A 15,343-nucleotide genomic window follows, 5' to 3' on the forward strand; every position below is an offset into this window, starting at 1 on the left:
GAATGAGGGTTGGAACGCTTGCGTTCCGCCCTTTTTTGTTTGTGAAAAGAATCATCATTTTATGGAAAAGGTGATCCTTTTTTTCGTTTTTACAGAATATTGCACTTTTTATTGTGAAAACGAATACATTTGTGGTAGAATAGGGTTACCATACAATAGGAGGTGTAAAATGGTCACACGTAATCAATTTTCAACATCGGAGATGCGTAAAGCAAGTCCTTATTTTTCTGCGTTAAAAACTATTGTCGAAACGGCTTTTTATGAAAACCAAGTGCACCCTATCAAGACTCTAGAGGAGGCTTACCAGTTGGCGTCCAATGCTGCTGGAACAGTGATTTTAGATATGCCTGTCATTCATACCAAGGAGTTGGGGTTACCCTCATATGCTCGGGTTTTATTGACAAATTCTGGGGCAATTGTTGGTCGAACAGCTAAGGCGCGCCGCATTTATGGGAGGGATGCCGAAGAAGATGAACGGCTTTTATCCATTGTGAGAAGTGCGGTGTATCAAGCACATAGCCGCACCTTTTACAAGGCAGATGCTATCGTGGGCCTAGAGGAGGATTTCATGGTGCGTGCCCACTTGATGGTGCCGGAAGAAGAAATCAATAATCTCTACTCTTGGTTGCTGAATTTTCAAATTTTGGATGAGGAATTTAAAAACCGTTTGAAGGTTTCCAAACGGTATGACGAAGATGATATTTTTGTCTTTTTTGACCCTAAATGGTCGCATCCTGACTATCCAGATGGTTTGGCTTATTTTGATACCAATCACAATTGTGTGGCGATTTTGGGATTGAACTACTTTGGAGAATTGAAAAAAGCCACTTTGACCTTGGCTTGGGGAACGGCTGCACGAAATGGATACGTTTCTTGCCATGGTGGCTTGAAAATGTTCCAACGAAAAGATATCGAGCAGCATTACGTCGCATCCTTTTTTGGCTTGTCTGGTTCTGGTAAATCGACTTTGACCCACGCTAAGCATAATGGAAAATACGACATCAAAGTTTTGCACGACGATGCTTTTATCATTTCTGAAAAAGATGGCTCATCTATCGCCTTAGAACCGTCTTATTTTGATAAAACCAATGATTACCCAACGGGACATCCCGAGCAAGATTTCTTTGTAACGGTGCAAAATTGTGGGGTGACCTTGGACCATAATGGTCGGAAAAAATTGATGACCGAAGATATCCGCAATGGCAATGGGCGAACAGTCAAGTCACGCTTTGCGACACCAAATCGTGTGGATGTTGTCAAAGAGCCTATTAACGCTATTTTTTGGATTATGAAAGACGGCTCGCTACCGCCTCTCATGAAAATCAATGACCCCATTATGGCAGCAACGATGGGCTGCACCTTGATGACGAAGCGCTCAAGTGCTGAGAATATCGAAAGTGGCAAGCAAACACTGGTGATAGAGCCTTTCGCCAATCCTTTCAGGGTCTATCCGCTGGTAGAAGATTACCAAAAATTCCGTTCGCTATTTTCAGGTGGCGTGGATTGTTATATTATCAATACAGGTTCTTACCTGTCTGAAGATATTTCTAAGGAAACATCTATTGCCTCCATTGAAGAGATTGTGGATAGCAGAGCGGTTTTTAAACCTTTTGGCCAGATTGAAAATTTTGAATATTTAGAATTAGAGAATTTTCCTATTCATCCATTTGATAATCAGTACAAGCAAATCATTCGTTCACGGATGCAAATTCGATTGAATTTCTTGCTCTCTTTCAATCAAAATTATCCTAAATTTGCTCTACCTGTTGAAGCCATTTCTCGCTTGGAAAAAGTGATTAATCAGTTGAAATGATAAGAAACGTTTTAAAAATACCGCCTCCAAGGTTTGGGGCGGTATTGTGTTTATTTGAGATGAAGTTCTTGATTTTTGAGGTAAACTTCTGATACAGATGCGTATTTTTTCAGTTTTTTGAGTTCCTCAGGATGAGTAATGAACGTGATAACCACACCTGCCTTGCCCATACGCCCTGTTCGTCCAGCACGGTGGGTATAGGTTTCCTTATCACGAGCCAAGTCAAAATTCAGGACACATTCTAAGTTGTCAATATCAATGCCTCGTGCTACTAAATCTGTTGCCAACAGCAGTGAAATCTCATGGTTTTTGAATTTTTCAAGGATGACCTTGCGGAATTTGACATTGACATCAGAAGCCAGTGATACCGCCGAAGCGTGGTTGAATTGCAAACGTTCCTCAGCAGCTCCTAGGTCAGATAAGTTGTTGAAAAAGACCAAACCACGAAAATCAGGAGTATTGGAGAATTTACGCAATAAATCTAGGCGGTCGCGTTTACCAACAGTGATGTAGTAGTGAGCAATCTGGTCGAGTTTCTGCTCTGACAAATCAATGGAAATGGTGTTTTCCACTAAGGCATCCACATCGACTTGATTAGTCGCACTCATGTAAATCATCTGGTGGTCACGTGGTACTCGGTGCACGATGCTGTTTACAAAATGGTACTGAGAATCGCTAAGCAACTCGTCAAATTCATCCAAAACAATCGTATCCACAGACATCATTTTGATTTTTTTGAGTTTAACCAATTCAAAAATACGGCCCGGCGTTCCGATGAGGATTTCAGGCCCTTTTTTCAGGCGTTCAATTTGGCGTTTTTGGCTAGAACCTGAAATAAAGAGTTGTGCGGTTAGATTTAGCGGCTCAGCCCATGTTTTGGTCACGTCAAACAATTGCCCAGCTAATTCAGTATTTGGGGCTAAAATCAAGAGTTGTTGCGCTTTTTTTGGTTTGAGTTTTAACAAGGCTGGCCAGAGATAAGCCAGAGTTTTTCCTGTACCAGTTGGGCTAATTCCAAGCACATTGTCCCCTTGTGAAATGGGCTCAAAAACCTGTTGTTGAATAGCGGTTAGTTCAGTTATTTGTGCCTTGGCAAGTTGGTCTTGCCAGACATTTGGAAATTGTGAAATCATAGCATGCCTTTTCTAATGTGTAATCTTTATCCCATTATACCATAGAAAAGGGTATCTTTTTGGATTTCAAGGCCAAGTAAGAGTTTTCAATAGTTGAAAAATAACAAAAATAGTGTAGAATAGATAAGAATATATTTGTTTTGGAGTAGTAAATGCGTAAAAAACCTATTATTATCGGTGTAACTGGTGGATCTGGTGGCGGAAAAACCAGTGTTTCAAAAGCGATTTTGGCTAATTTCACAGACCAAAAGATTTCAATGATTCAGCACGATTCGTATTACAAAGATCAAAGCCATTTGACTTTTGAAGAACGTGTGACAACCAATTATGACCACCCACTAGCATTTGACACAGATTTGATGATTGAACACATCAATGAACTCATTGCTGGTCGTCCTGTGGATATTCCGATTTACGATTACACCTTGCATACACGTAGTGAAAAAACTTACCGCCAAGAACCCCAAGATGTCTTTATTGTGGAAGGTATCTTGGTGCTTGAAGATAAACGCTTGCGTGAGTTGATGGATATTAAAATTTTTGTGGATACTGATGACGATATTCGCATTATTCGTCGTATTAAACGTGATATGGAAGAAAGAGGTCGCAGCCTTGATAGCGTCATCGACCAATACACTTCTGTGGTGAAACCCATGTATCACCAATTTATCGAGCCAACAAAACGTTATGCGGACTTGATTATCCCAGAAGGGGCATCTAACATTGTGGCTATCGATTTGATTAACACGAAAATTTCAACCATTTTGGAGTAATATATTAATAGTTAAGACAAGCACCTGTTGTGTTTGTCTTTTTTTGCAGTAAAAAGTCAGAAAATTTATTTTATTTTGATTATTCTGTTGACTTTTATTTTAGAAAGGGGTATGATGTTAAAAAAGAAAAACATTGAAAGGAAGTCAAACGATGGTATTCGCAGAAATGACAGTTTTGCTATTGCGACAGGGGGGCTAATGCAGCAGGAAAGCATTAGTCCTGTTTGGCTTACCAAGCGGGAAAAAACATCTCGCTGGATAGTGAGATGTTTTTTTAGTTAGTTTATTCGTGATTGTGCACGTTTTTAGAAAGAGGTTTTTATGCGTTCTATTGAATTTCTTGATACAACTCTTCGTGATGGGGAACAAACCCCAGGTGTTAATTTTTCCATTAAGGAAAAAGTGGCGATTGCCAAGCAATTGGAACGCTGGGGGATTGCGTCTATCGAAGCAGGTTTTCCAGCTGCAAGTCCTGATTCATTTGAAGCGGTTCGTCAAATTGCCCAAGTCATGACAAAAACAGCTGTGTCTGGTTTGGCACGTTCGGTAAAATCAGATATTGATGCTTGCTATGAAGCCTTAAAAGATGCGAAATACCCACAATGCCACGTTTTCATTGCGACCAGTCCTATTCACCGCGAATACAAACTGAAAAAATCTAAAGAGGAAATTCTTGAAATTATCAAGGAACACGTGACCTATGCTCGTAGCAAATTTGAGGTGGTGGAGTTTTCGCCAGAAGATGCGACACGAACAGAACTGGATTACTTGCTGCAAGTGGTTCAAACAGCGGTTGATGCTGGAGCAACTTATATCAATATTCCTGACACAGTTGGTTTCACCACACCCGAAGAATACGGCTATATTTTCAAATATTTGATTGAAAATACGGCCTCAGACCGTGAGATTATCTTTAGCCCGCATTGTCACGATGACCTTGGCATGGCAACGGCAAATACCCTTGCAGCTATTAAAAACGGTGCTGGGCGTGTGGAAGGTACGGTCAATGGCATTGGAGAACGAGCTGGTAATGTAGCTCTGGAAGAAGTGGCTGTAGCTCTCAACATTCGCGAAGATTATTATCAAGCCACGTCTGATATTGTGTTAAATGAAACGGTTAATACGTCAGAATTGATTTCGCGTTTTTCAGGTATTCCGATTCCTAAAAATAAAGCTGTGGTGGGTGGCAATGCCTTCTCTCATGAATCAGGTATTCATCAAGACGGTGTGCTTAAAAACCCATTAACCTATGAAATCATCACTCCTGAATTGGTCGGCGTCAAGCACAATTCGCTTCCACTTGGAAAATTATCAGGTCGTCATGCCTTCATTGAAAAATTAAAGGAGCTGGAATTAACCTTTGAAGAATCTGAAATCGTTCCACTTTTTGCGAAATTTAAACAATTGGCAGACAAGAAAAATGAGATTACCGATGACGATATCAGAGCCTTGGTGGCAGGTACGGAAATTGAAAATCCTGAAGGCTTCCATTTTGGCGATTTGAAATTAACGTCAAATACGGACGATACGGTGACAGCGGCGGTTGTGATGGCCAATGCTGACGCTGATGAAGTTGAGGTTGTTGCTGACGGTAAAGGTTCTGTTGAAGCTATTTACAATGCTGTGGATAAATTCTTCCACCAAAATGTGCGTCTGCTTAGCTACACCATGGACGCTGTGACTGATGGCATTGATTCTCAGGCGCGTGTGTCAGTTTCCATTGAAAATACAGATACAGGCACTATTTTCAATGCGTCAGGAATTGATTTTGATGTGTTGAAAGCTGGGGCGCTGGCTTACATTAATGCCAACACGCTTGTTCAAAAAGAAAATATGGGTGAAATTGGTCAAGTCATTTCATTTCGTGATTTGCCAACAAACTAATCAGCCATAACAAATCAGCCATAACAAAAAGGGTAATCTTGACTGAGGGAGTTTAGCTATGACAAAAAAAATTGTGACACTTGCTGGTGATGGTATCGGTCCAGAAATTATGGCAGCAGGTCTGGAAGTTCTTAAAGCCGTTGCTGCAAGAATTGATTTTGCTTATGAGATTGATGCCAAGCCATTTGGCGGTACAGGAATTGACGCTGTGGGACATCCACTTCCTGAAGAAACCTTGGCAGCTGCCAAGTCAGCGGATGCTATTTTACTGGCTGCTATCGGTGGTCCTAAGTATGACAAGGCTCCAGTTCGTCCAGAACAAGGTTTATTGGCCATTCGTAAGGAATTGCAACTGTTTGCCAATATCCGTCCTGTTCGGATTTTTGATGCTTTGAAACACTTGTCGCCTTTAAAACCAGAGCGCATTGACGGTGTTGATTTTGTAGTGGTGCGTGAATTGACGGGGGGCATTTATTTTGGTGAACACCAGCTGAATGACGATTCTGCCCGTGATATTAACGATTATTCTGCTCATGAAATTCGTCGCATTATCCGCAAGGCTTTTGAATTGGCACAACTTCGTGGCAAGAAAGTGACCAGCATTGACAAGCAAAATGTTTTGGCAACGTCTAAATTGTGGCGCCAGATTGCTGAAGAAGTAGCCACAGAATTTCCAGACGTTACCTTGGAACACCAATTGGTGGATAGCGCAGCCATGATTATGATTACCAATCCGTCGCGTTTTGATGTGGTGGTGACGGAAAATCTTTTTGGGGATATTTTGTCTGACGAATCCAGCGTTTTGCCTGGAACTTTGGGCGTGATGCCATCAGCCAGCCATTCGGACAAAGGGCCAAGCCTTTACGAACCCATTCATGGCTCAGCGCCAGATATTGCAGGGCAGGGCATTGCCAATCCTGTTAGCATGATTTTGTCTGTTGCCATGATGTTGCGTGAGAGTTTTGGCGAAGTGGCTGGAGCAGAATTGATTGAAAATGCGGTAGATAAGACTTTCAATCAAGGGATTTTGACACGAGATTTGGGTGGAACGGCTTCAACGGCTGATATGACCGCCGCGATTATTGCCAATCTATGAGCACTAAAGCCGTTGTTTTTCTCCTGTTTGTGTTGTGGAATAGCCTCGTTTTTGCCAGCTATGGTTTGGATAAGAGGAGGGCAAGGCGTGGTTCTTGGCGGATTTCAGAGAAAACCTTGCTTTTGGAAAGTCTTTTCTTGGGAGGAATAGGCGCCTTTCTAGGTGGAAAAGTCTTTCGCCACAAGACACGAAACAGGTATTTCAGACTGGTTTGGTACTTGGGTTTGTTAGGAGATATAGCCTTTTTGTACTGGCTTGTCTGGCTATGGCGATAAGGGATATTTAAAGGGAATGTAATAAAGGAAAGTGGAGGTTGAAATGAGCGGAAAATCAATTTTTGATAAACTTTGGGAGCGTCATGTGGTGACAGGAAAAGAGGGCGAGCCGCAACTCATGTATGTTGACCAGCATTATATTCATGAGGTGACTAGTCCGCAGGCTTTTCAAGGGCTGAGGGATGCAGGTCGCAAGGTGCGCCGTCCAGATTTAACCTTTGGAACAACAGACCACAATGTGCCAACGGTGGATATTTTTAACATTCGTGATTTGATTTCTAAAAATCAAATTGATACCTTGGCTAAAAACGTTGCGGAATTTGGTATTGATGCGGCGACGCACGGCAGCGAACGTCAGGGAATTGTTCACATGGTTGGGTCTGAAATAGGTCGCAGTCAGCCAGGAAAATTCATCGTTTGTGGGGATAGTCACACGGCGACACACGGTGCTTTTGGAGCGATTGCCTTTGGTATTGGGACTTCAGAAGTAGAGCACGTATTTGCCACGCAATGTATTTGGCAAGTAAAACCTAAAAAAATGAAGGTGGAATTTGTCGGAAAACCGCAAAGAGGGGTGTATTCAAAAGACTTTATTCTAGCTTTGATTGCTCAATACGGTGTTGATGCTGGTGTGGGTTATGCGGTTGAATATTGCGGGGAAGCCATTGATGCCTTATCGATGGACGAACGCATGACCATTGCCAATATGTCGATTGAGTTTGGGGCTAAGATGGGCTTGATGAATCCTGACCAAAAAACCTTTGATTATGTCAAAGGACGAGAAGCCGCACCAAAAGGGGAAGCATTTGAAGAAGCTGTCGCAGATTGGAAAAACTTGGTTTCAGACCCTGACGCGACTTATGACAAGGTGATTACCATTGATGTGTCAGAACTAGCACCGATGGTGACTTGGGGCACCAATCCAGAAATGGGCGTTGCCTTTGGGCAACCTTTCCCAGCCATTAAAGACATCAATGACGAGCGCGCTTATCGTTACATGGGAATGCAGCCTGGCGATAAGGCAGAAGATATTGATTTAGGTTATGTGTTTATTGGGTCTTGTACCAATGCCCGCCTGTCAGACCTTGAATTAGCCGCTAAAATTGTCAAAGGCAAACACATCGCACCCAATTTGACCGCTATCGTTGTTCCTGGGTCACGTCCTGTCAAACAAGAGGCAGAGCGCTTGGGGCTTGATGTTATTTTTAAAGAAGCTGGCTTTGAGTGGCGAGAACCAGGGTGTTCGATGTGTCTCGGCATGAATCCAGACCACGTTCCAGAAGGGGTGCATTGTGCATCAACCAGCAATCGTAATTTTGAAGGGCGACAAGGTTTTGGGGCTAGAACGCACCTGTGCAGTCCAGCCATGGCGGCAGCGGCAGCTATTGCAGGCCAATTTGTTGATGTTCGCCAGCTCGCAGAAGTTCAGTAAAGGAGAAAAAACATGGAAACATTTACCGTTTACACAGGAAAATCCGTTCCTTTGATGAACGATAATATTGATACCGACCAGCTGATTCCCAAGCAATTTTTGAAAGCGGTCGATAAAAAAGGCTTTGGGAAAAATTTGCTTTTTGAGTGGCGTTATCTCAATGACAACTACGATGAAAATCCTGATTTTGTGTTCAACAAGCCTGAATACCGTGGGGCGACCATTTTGATTACAGGGGATAATTTTGGCTCTGGGTCATCGCGTGAGCACGCGGCTTGGGCCTTGGAAGATTATGGTTTTCGTTGCGTTATCGCAGGCTCTTTTTCAGATATTCACTATAATAACGAATTGAAAAACGGGATGCTACCTATTGTTCAGCCTCTAGAGGTTCGAGAAACACTGGCGGCATTGCCAGCAGGAGAAGAGATAACAATTGATTTGCCCAACCAAGTGATTCAATGCTCTGCAGGGACTTTTCCTTTTGACATTGACGGAGAATGGAAACGCAAATTGGTTCTTGGACTTGATGACATCGGCATTACGCTTCAATATGAGCAACTCATTGCCGATTATGAGGCTAAACGTCCGACTTACTGGCAATAAACGCAAGAGGGAAATCAACCCTCTTTTCTTTTTATGCATTTTAGAAATATGACGGTCCGTCCATTTTTTGGTATAATAAAGCTTATGAATAAGACACAGAAAATTGAAAACTATCAGATGATGTTGGCGCAAGCACAAGCGCTTTTTGCTAACGAGAAAAACCTTTTGCCAAATTTATCAAACGCCAGTGCCTTGCTGAATATGACCTTGCCAAACTCTGTTTTTACAGGTTTTTACTTGTTTGACGGTCAAGAATTGCTCCTTGGGCCTTTCCAAGGTGGGGTTTCTTGCGTTCACATTGCCCTTGGAAAAGGGGTTTGTGGCGAATCTGCAGCCAAACAAGAAACGATGATTGTGGCTGATGTTACCAAACACGCCAATTACATTGCTTGCGATTCAGCTGCAATGAGTGAAATCGTTGTGCCAATGGTCAAAGATGGTCAATTGGTTGGTGTTTTGGATTTAGACTCACGTTTAACCAATGATTATGACGCTATTGACCAAGAGTATTTGGAACAATTTGTGGCGCTGCTTGTCGAAAAATCGTATTGGAATTTGGATATGTTTGGAGTTGAAAAATAATGTATCAAGCGCTTTATCGAAAATACCGTAGCCAGACTTTCGATGAGATGGTGGGGCAAACGGTTATTTCGACGACCTTAAAACAAGCGGTCGCTTCGGGAAAAATTAGCCATGCCTACCTCTTTTCAGGACCTCGTGGAACAGGTAAAACAAGTGCGGCTAAAATTTTTGCCAAAGCGATGAACTGTCCAAATCAAGTTGACGGTGAACCTTGTAACCATTGTGACATTTGCCGAGATATTACCAATGGCAGTCTTGAGGACGTGATTGAAATTGATGCGGCTTCCAATAACGGTGTTGATGAAATTCGTGAAATCCGTGACAAATCGACCTACGCTCCTAGCCGAGCAACCTACAAGGTTTATATCATCGACGAAGTGCATATGTTGTCAACAGGCGCTTTTAATGCCTTGCTAAAGACCTTGGAAGAACCTACTGAAAATGTTGTTTTTATCTTGGCAACAACGGAGTTGCATAAGATTCCAGCAACTATTTTGTCGCGTGTCCAACGGTTTGAATTTAAGGCTATTAAGTTGGCGGATATTCGCGAACATTTGGTAGAGATTTTGGAGAAAGAAGGCATTGGGTATGACCCAGACGCTTTGACCTTGATTGCACGTTGTGCAGAAGGTGGGATGCGGGATGCCTTGTCTATCTTGGACCAAGCTCTCAGTTTAACCACTGATAATCAGGTGTCGCTAGCCATTGCCGAAGAAATCACAGGCAGCATTTCAATGGTTGCCCTAGATGACTTTGTGGCTAACGTTTTAGCCAATCAGACCACCCAAGCCCTAGCTAATTTGGAAACCATTTTTAATAATGGAAAGAGCATGAACCGCTTTGCGACAGAGTTGCTCAATTATTTTCGGGACCTTTTAGTGGTGCAATCTGGTGGGGAAAACACGCATAACAGCTCGACTTTCCAAGCTAATTTGGAAGTTTCACAAGATGATTTGTTTCACATGATTGACCTTGTGACCAAGCGCCTGCCTGAGATTAAAACGAGCTTGCAGCCTAAAATCTATGCTGAAATGCTCACCATTCAATTGTCAGAATGGCATAAAACCGCTGTAAGCCAAGACTTGCCAGAAAATATCTCTGAAGAGTTTGAGGCTTTGAAGGCTGAAATCAAGGACCTAAAACAGCAATTAGCCAAGGTATCGACGTCACCAGTGCCGAAAGAAACTCGGAAAAACACGGCCAAAGGCTTTACCTTTAAAGTGGACCGTGGCAAGATTTTGAAAATCATGGAAGAAACGGTGGCAGATAGCCGCACGTCAAGGGCCTATCTAGATGCACTCAAAGGGGCTTGGAACGAGATTTTAGACAGCATCTCCTCGCAAGACCGAGCCTTGCTGAATGGGTCAGAACCTGTTTTAGCCAATCAAGAAAATGCCATCTTGGCTTTTGAGGCTGCTTTTAATGCCGAGCAGGTCATGAAACGATCAAATTTAAACGATATGTTTGGCAATATCTTGAGCAAGGCTGCTGGCTTTTCACCGAATATTCTAGCGGTGCCACGCAAAGATTTTGATAGCATTCGACAAGAATTTGCTCAAAAGCTCAAGAAACAAAAACAAGGTCAGGTGCCAGAAGAAAAACAAGACACCAGTTTTATTCCAGAAGGGTTTGATTTTCTCACTGAAAAAATCCAAACCGTTGACGATTAAAAAAGAGTTTTCAATTAAGAAACTCTTTTACTATATGATGAAGGGAACTGAGTAAATCCTATGACAAAAGGTCGTTTTATATTTATTGCACTGATGTGTGCTTTGGAAACTTTTTATTTAAATGATTGTGTGTTTGAAGGGGATTACTTATTTGCCTTCTTTTGGGGCTTTTTGCTCTATCGTGACCTTCGGCATGTTTATCTTATCGATAAGGTGGTTAATAACCTCTGATTTATTGCCAAGAGGAGAGGCTGATTTCACCGCTACGCAGGAGTTTTTCCTGTCCATTATCAAGTGTTACCAGCAGATGCCCTTGATTGGTCACATCTGTAGCGACTCCTGAGAATAATTGGTCATTTTCCATAAAAGTCACTTGTTTGTTCAAAACAAGTGATTTTTCTTTATACACTTTAATCAAATCTTTTTCGGGAATGGTGAAAAAAAGCTTCCAAATTTCTGTGATGAGCTGATTGCGCGTGATGCTTGGTGGCTGATGAAAGAGAGAAGTTGCTTTGTTTGCCAAATCCTCAGGAAAATCTTGCAGGTAAAAATTGATGCCGACTCCGATGATGACATCTGTGATAAGCCCTGTTTCGACAGAAGAAATAGCTTCTGTCAAAATACCAGCTATTTTTTTGTCATCAAGATAGATGTCGTTGACCCATTTAATGTCTGTGTCAATGCCCGTCAATCGAGAAATGGCTTTGACCACGCTTGAAGCAACCATAAGCGTGTAGGGTTTCATGTCTTCAAAAGGAACGTTAGGTTTAAGGTGCATCGACATATAAATCCCCCCTTGCGGAGAGGTGTAAAATGGTCTGCCAAATCGCCCTTTTGCCATTTTTTGATAAGGAGCCAGATAAAGGTGAGGTGTTTTGGCTGTTTCTAAATGATTTTTGGCATCTAACTGGGTTGAATCGCTATCTTCATTTAAGGTCACAGGGGTATGCAGATTTTTGGCAATTTCTTCAGGCAAAAGCAGGTCGCTCGCAATAAGGCGGTAGCCCTTTTTTTTGACCGAATCAATCTGAACTCCCTTTTTTTCCAAAGTTTTCACAGCTTTCCAAATGGCACTCCGAGAAATCCCCAAATTCTGTGCCAAAGCTTCCCCACTCACATAATCAGGATGGGTGCTGAGGTAATGATACAATTTTTCGTAAGTTTTCATGCTTTTAGTATAATACATTTGAGCCTTGGCTGGCTAGTCCCAACTAAGAGAATGTACTTTTTTCAGCTGGCTATAGGTTTTTGGGCTAAAAAATGGTACAATAAACAGGTTAATGAGTCCCGATAAGACAATCTTGCCTATTTTCAAAGGGAGATTGGTACTTTGTAACTCTCGTTGTTTGCTAGCAAATAACGGTAAATCCTATGGTATTTCTAAAAATGAGTAATGCCATGGTATTTTTTAACAACTGCTTTTTATGGTGTCATATCAAGCAATTTTTAAAATTTTTAAGGGGGGACATTTTTTATGTCAGAACGTAAACTTTTCACGTCTGAATCTGTTTCTGAAGGGCATCCAGATAAGATTGCAGACCAAATTTCAGATGCTATTTTAGATGCTGTGCTGGAGCAAGATCCTGACGCACACGTTGCCGCAGAAACAGCTGTTTATACAGGTTCAGTCCATGTTTTTGGAGAAATTTCTACATCAGCTTATGTTGATATCAATCGTATTGTTCGTGATACGATTGCCGAAATTGGTTATACGAATGCGGAATATGGCTTTGCTGCAGAATCAGTTGGGGTGCATCCGTCTTTGGTTGAGCAATCGCCAGACATTACTCAAGGGGTTAATGAGGCCCTTGAAGTCCGTGGTCATGCCAATCAAGACCCATTGGATTTGATTGGAGCAGGTGACCAAGGTTTGATGTTTGGATTTGCCATTGATGAAACACCTGAATTGATGCCATTGCCAATTTCGCTTTCTCATAAATTGGTGAAAAAATTGGCGGATTTGCGTAAATCAGGTGAGTTGACTTACTTGCGTCCAGACGCTAAATCTCAAGTAACGGTTGAATACGATGAAAACGACAAGCCTGTTCGTGTGGATACGGTCGTGATTTCAACCCAACACGCTCCTGAGGTTAGCAACGAGCAAATTTACCAAGATGTTGTAAACAAGGTGATTAAGGCTGTTATTCCTGAAAAATACCTAGACGATGATACGACATTCTTGATTAATCCGACAGGGCGTTTTGTTATCGGTGGACCGCAAGGAGATTCAGGTCTAACTGGTCGTAAGATCATCGTGGATACTTACGGTGGTTATGCGCGTCACGGTGGCGGTGCCTTCTCAGGTAAAGATGCCACTAAGGTTGACCGCTCAGCTTCTTATGCCGCGCGCTATATTGCCAAAAATATCGTTGCTGCTGGTTTGGCTAGCAAAGCAGAGGTGCAATTGGCTTACGCTATCGGTGTGGCTCAGCCAGTTTCTGTTCGTGTGGACACTTTCGGAACAGGTACCGTTGCTGAAAACAAAATCGAAGCAGCCGTTCGTCAGGTCTTTGACCTACGCCCAGCAGGTATCATCCAAATGCTTAATTTGAAACGTCCGATTTACCGTCAAACTGCCGCTTATGGCCACATGGGACGCACAGATATTGATTTACCGTGGGAAAAATTAGATAAAGTGGATGCCCTAAAAGCAGCCATCGACTAAATAAAACAATCGTTGTATCATGTATACAGCGATTTTTTATAACATAGGTTATATTTTTCTCTTTTTATGGCGGCAATTGATTTGTCAATCAGCATAATATGTGATAAAATGATAAAGTTGAATTCTAGCAGAAAGTTTTGAATATATGCGTAAAATTGTAATTAATGGTGGCAAACCTTTAAAGGGTGAAGTTGCTATTTCGGGTGCAAAGAATAGTGTAGTCGCTTTGATTCCTGCTACTATCCTTTCAGATGACGTTGTCACATTGGACGGTGTTCCTGACATTTCCGATGTTGATAGCCTAATTGAGATTATGGAAATCATGGGGGCAAAGGTAAAGCGAGAAGGCGATACGCTTGAAATTGACCCTCGTGGCGTTAAAAATCAACCAATGCCTTATGGCAAAATCAATAGCCTTAGAGCGTCTTACTACTTTTATGGGAGTTTGTTGAGTCGTTTTGGTGAGGCAACAGTGGGCTTGCCTGGTGGTTGTGACCTAGGTCCACGTCCCATTGACCTTCATTTGAAAGCTTTTGAAGCTATGGGAGCCTCTATTTCCTATGAAGGTGAAGCCATGCGTCTATCAACAGAAGGTGAGCCGATTCACGGGGCACACATTTACATGGATACGGTGAGCGTTGGGGCAACCATCAATACCATGTTGGCGGCGACTAAGGCAAAGGGACGTACAACGATTGAAAATGCGGCGCGTGAGCCAGAAATCATTGATGTGGCGACCTTGTTGAATAACATGGGAGCTCATATCCGCGGGGCTGGTACAGATATCATCACGATTGAAGGGGTTGACTACCTGCACGGGACACGCCACCAAGTCATTCCTGACCGTATCGAAGCAGGGACTTATATTGCTCTAGCGGCAGCAATTGGGGAAGGTATCCGCATCACCAACGTGCTTTATGAGCATTTGGAGAGTTATATTGCCAAGCTTGAAGAAATGGGCGTTCGCATGACGATTGAAGAAGATGAGATTTTTGTTGAAAAGCAATCCACCTTGAAAGCGGTAACGGTGAAAACCTCTCCTTATCCAGGCTTTGCGACGGATTTGCAACAACCCATCACACCTTTGCTCTTGAAAACAGAAGGGCGTGGCATGATTTTAGATACGATTTATGAAAAACGCATCAATCATGTGGCGGAGTTGGCTCGAATGAGTGCAGATATTTCAACGGTTGGTGGTCGCATTGTTTACCAAGGTCCAAACAAATTAACAGGAACAGTGGTGAAAGCATCTGACTTGCGTGCGGGAGCAGCTCTTGTGATTGCAGGTTTGATGGCAGAAGGCCGTACAGAAATTACCAATGTCGAATTTATTTTGCGTGGTTATTCAAGTATCATTGAAAAACTCACTTCTTTGGGTGCTGATATTGCATTGATTGAAGAGTAAAAAGGGGCTACG

14 protein-coding genes are annotated in these 15,343 nt (G+C 42.4%); 12 read left to right on the forward strand and 2 right to left on the reverse strand.

Annotated elements, in window-relative coordinates; translation table 11 throughout:
• Positions 1 to 169 precede the first annotated feature (169 nt).
• Positions 170 to 1,813, forward strand: a complete 1,644-nt coding sequence (locus tag B3473_RS03775) for a phosphoenolpyruvate carboxykinase (ATP) (protein WP_154454392.1) — start codon at positions 170 to 172, stop codon at positions 1,811 to 1,813.
• A gap of 50 nt (positions 1,814 to 1,863) precedes the next feature.
• Here B3473_RS03775 and B3473_RS03780 read toward each other — a convergent pair whose 3' ends face one another.
• Complete coding sequence (locus B3473_RS03780) at positions 1,864 to 2,946, reverse strand: DEAD/DEAH box helicase (RefSeq protein ID WP_235280754.1); 1,083 nt, start codon at positions 2,944 to 2,946, stop codon at positions 1,864 to 1,866.
• Positions 2,947 to 3,098: 152 nt separating this feature from the next.
• On the opposite strand from B3473_RS03780, the gene udk reads away from it, so the two are divergent.
• The 9 genes from udk (at position 3,099) to B3473_RS03825 (ending at position 11,492) form a co-directional block, all read left to right on the forward strand.
• Positions 3,099 to 3,719, forward strand: coding sequence for a uridine kinase (udk, locus tag B3473_RS03785; protein ID WP_154454390.1), 621 nt, complete (start codon positions 3,099 to 3,101; stop codon positions 3,717 to 3,719).
• Positions 3,720 to 4,040: 321 nt separating this feature from the next.
• A complete protein-coding gene (locus tag B3473_RS03790; RefSeq protein ID WP_154454388.1) occupies positions 4,041 to 5,603 on the forward strand; it encodes a 2-isopropylmalate synthase in 1,563 nt (520 codons plus the stop codon).
• A 58-nt stretch (positions 5,604 to 5,661) separates the two neighbouring features.
• On the forward strand, positions 5,662 to 6,699 hold the full coding sequence (gene leuB / locus B3473_RS03795; protein ID WP_154454387.1) for a 3-isopropylmalate dehydrogenase: 1,038 nt from the start codon (positions 5,662 to 5,664) through the stop codon (positions 6,697 to 6,699).
• Entirely contained in the window at positions 6,696 to 6,974 is a 279-nt protein-coding gene (locus B3473_RS03800; protein WP_204984730.1) for a DUF1294 domain-containing protein, read from the forward strand. The genes leuB and B3473_RS03800 overlap by 4 nt, the downstream gene beginning before the upstream one ends.
• Positions 6,975 to 7,017: 43 nt before the next feature.
• Positions 7,018 to 8,406, forward strand: a complete 1,389-nt coding sequence (gene leuC / locus B3473_RS03805; protein WP_154454385.1) for a 3-isopropylmalate dehydratase large subunit — start codon at positions 7,018 to 7,020, stop codon at positions 8,404 to 8,406.
• Between the two features lie 12 nt (positions 8,407 to 8,418).
• The gene (leuD, locus tag B3473_RS03810) at positions 8,419 to 9,009 is read left to right on the forward strand and encodes a 3-isopropylmalate dehydratase small subunit (RefSeq protein ID WP_154454384.1); all 591 of its coding nucleotides are present in this window, start codon (positions 8,419 to 8,421) and stop codon (positions 9,007 to 9,009) included.
• Between the two features lie 84 nt (positions 9,010 to 9,093).
• Entirely contained in the window at positions 9,094 to 9,591 is a 498-nt protein-coding gene (locus B3473_RS03815) for a GAF domain-containing protein (protein ID WP_154454383.1), read from the forward strand.
• Positions 9,591 to 11,261 carry a DNA polymerase III subunit gamma/tau gene (gene dnaX, locus B3473_RS03820; protein WP_264879530.1) on the forward strand — a complete coding sequence of 557 codons (1,671 nt, stop codon included), beginning with the start codon at positions 9,591 to 9,593 and terminating at the stop codon, positions 11,259 to 11,261. Before B3473_RS03815 ends, dnaX begins: the two co-directional genes overlap by 1 nt.
• A gap of 60 nt (positions 11,262 to 11,321) precedes the next feature.
• On the forward strand, positions 11,322 to 11,492 hold the full coding sequence (locus B3473_RS03825; protein ID WP_154454381.1) for a DUF3272 family protein: 171 nt from the start codon (positions 11,322 to 11,324) through the stop codon (positions 11,490 to 11,492).
• Position 11,493: 1 nt separating this feature from the next.
• Here the strand turns inward: B3473_RS03825 and birA are convergent, their stop codons facing one another.
• Positions 11,494 to 12,429 (reverse strand): bifunctional biotin--[acetyl-CoA-carboxylase] ligase/biotin operon repressor BirA, encoded by a 936-nt coding sequence (birA, locus tag B3473_RS03830; protein WP_154454380.1) that lies wholly within the window; start codon positions 12,427 to 12,429, stop codon positions 11,494 to 11,496.
• Positions 12,430 to 12,735: 306 nt separating this feature from the next.
• Here birA and metK point away from each other — a divergent pair, with 306 nt between their 5' ends.
• Together metK and B3473_RS03840 are read left to right on the forward strand one after the other, a co-directional pair.
• Complete coding sequence (gene metK / locus B3473_RS03835; RefSeq protein ID WP_154454379.1) at positions 12,736 to 13,926, forward strand: methionine adenosyltransferase; 1,191 nt, start codon at positions 12,736 to 12,738, stop codon at positions 13,924 to 13,926.
• 145 nt (positions 13,927 to 14,071) lie between these two features.
• Entirely contained in the window at positions 14,072 to 15,331 is a 1,260-nt protein-coding gene (locus B3473_RS03840) for a UDP-N-acetylglucosamine 1-carboxyvinyltransferase (RefSeq protein WP_154454378.1), read from the forward strand.
• The last annotated feature ends 12 nt before the right edge of the window (positions 15,332 to 15,343 follow it).

Origin of the sequence: Streptococcus sp. UBA632 (genome assembly GCF_002300045.1) — a bacterium.
GTDB lineage: Bacteria > Bacillota > Bacilli > Lactobacillales > Streptococcaceae > Streptococcus > Streptococcus alactolyticus.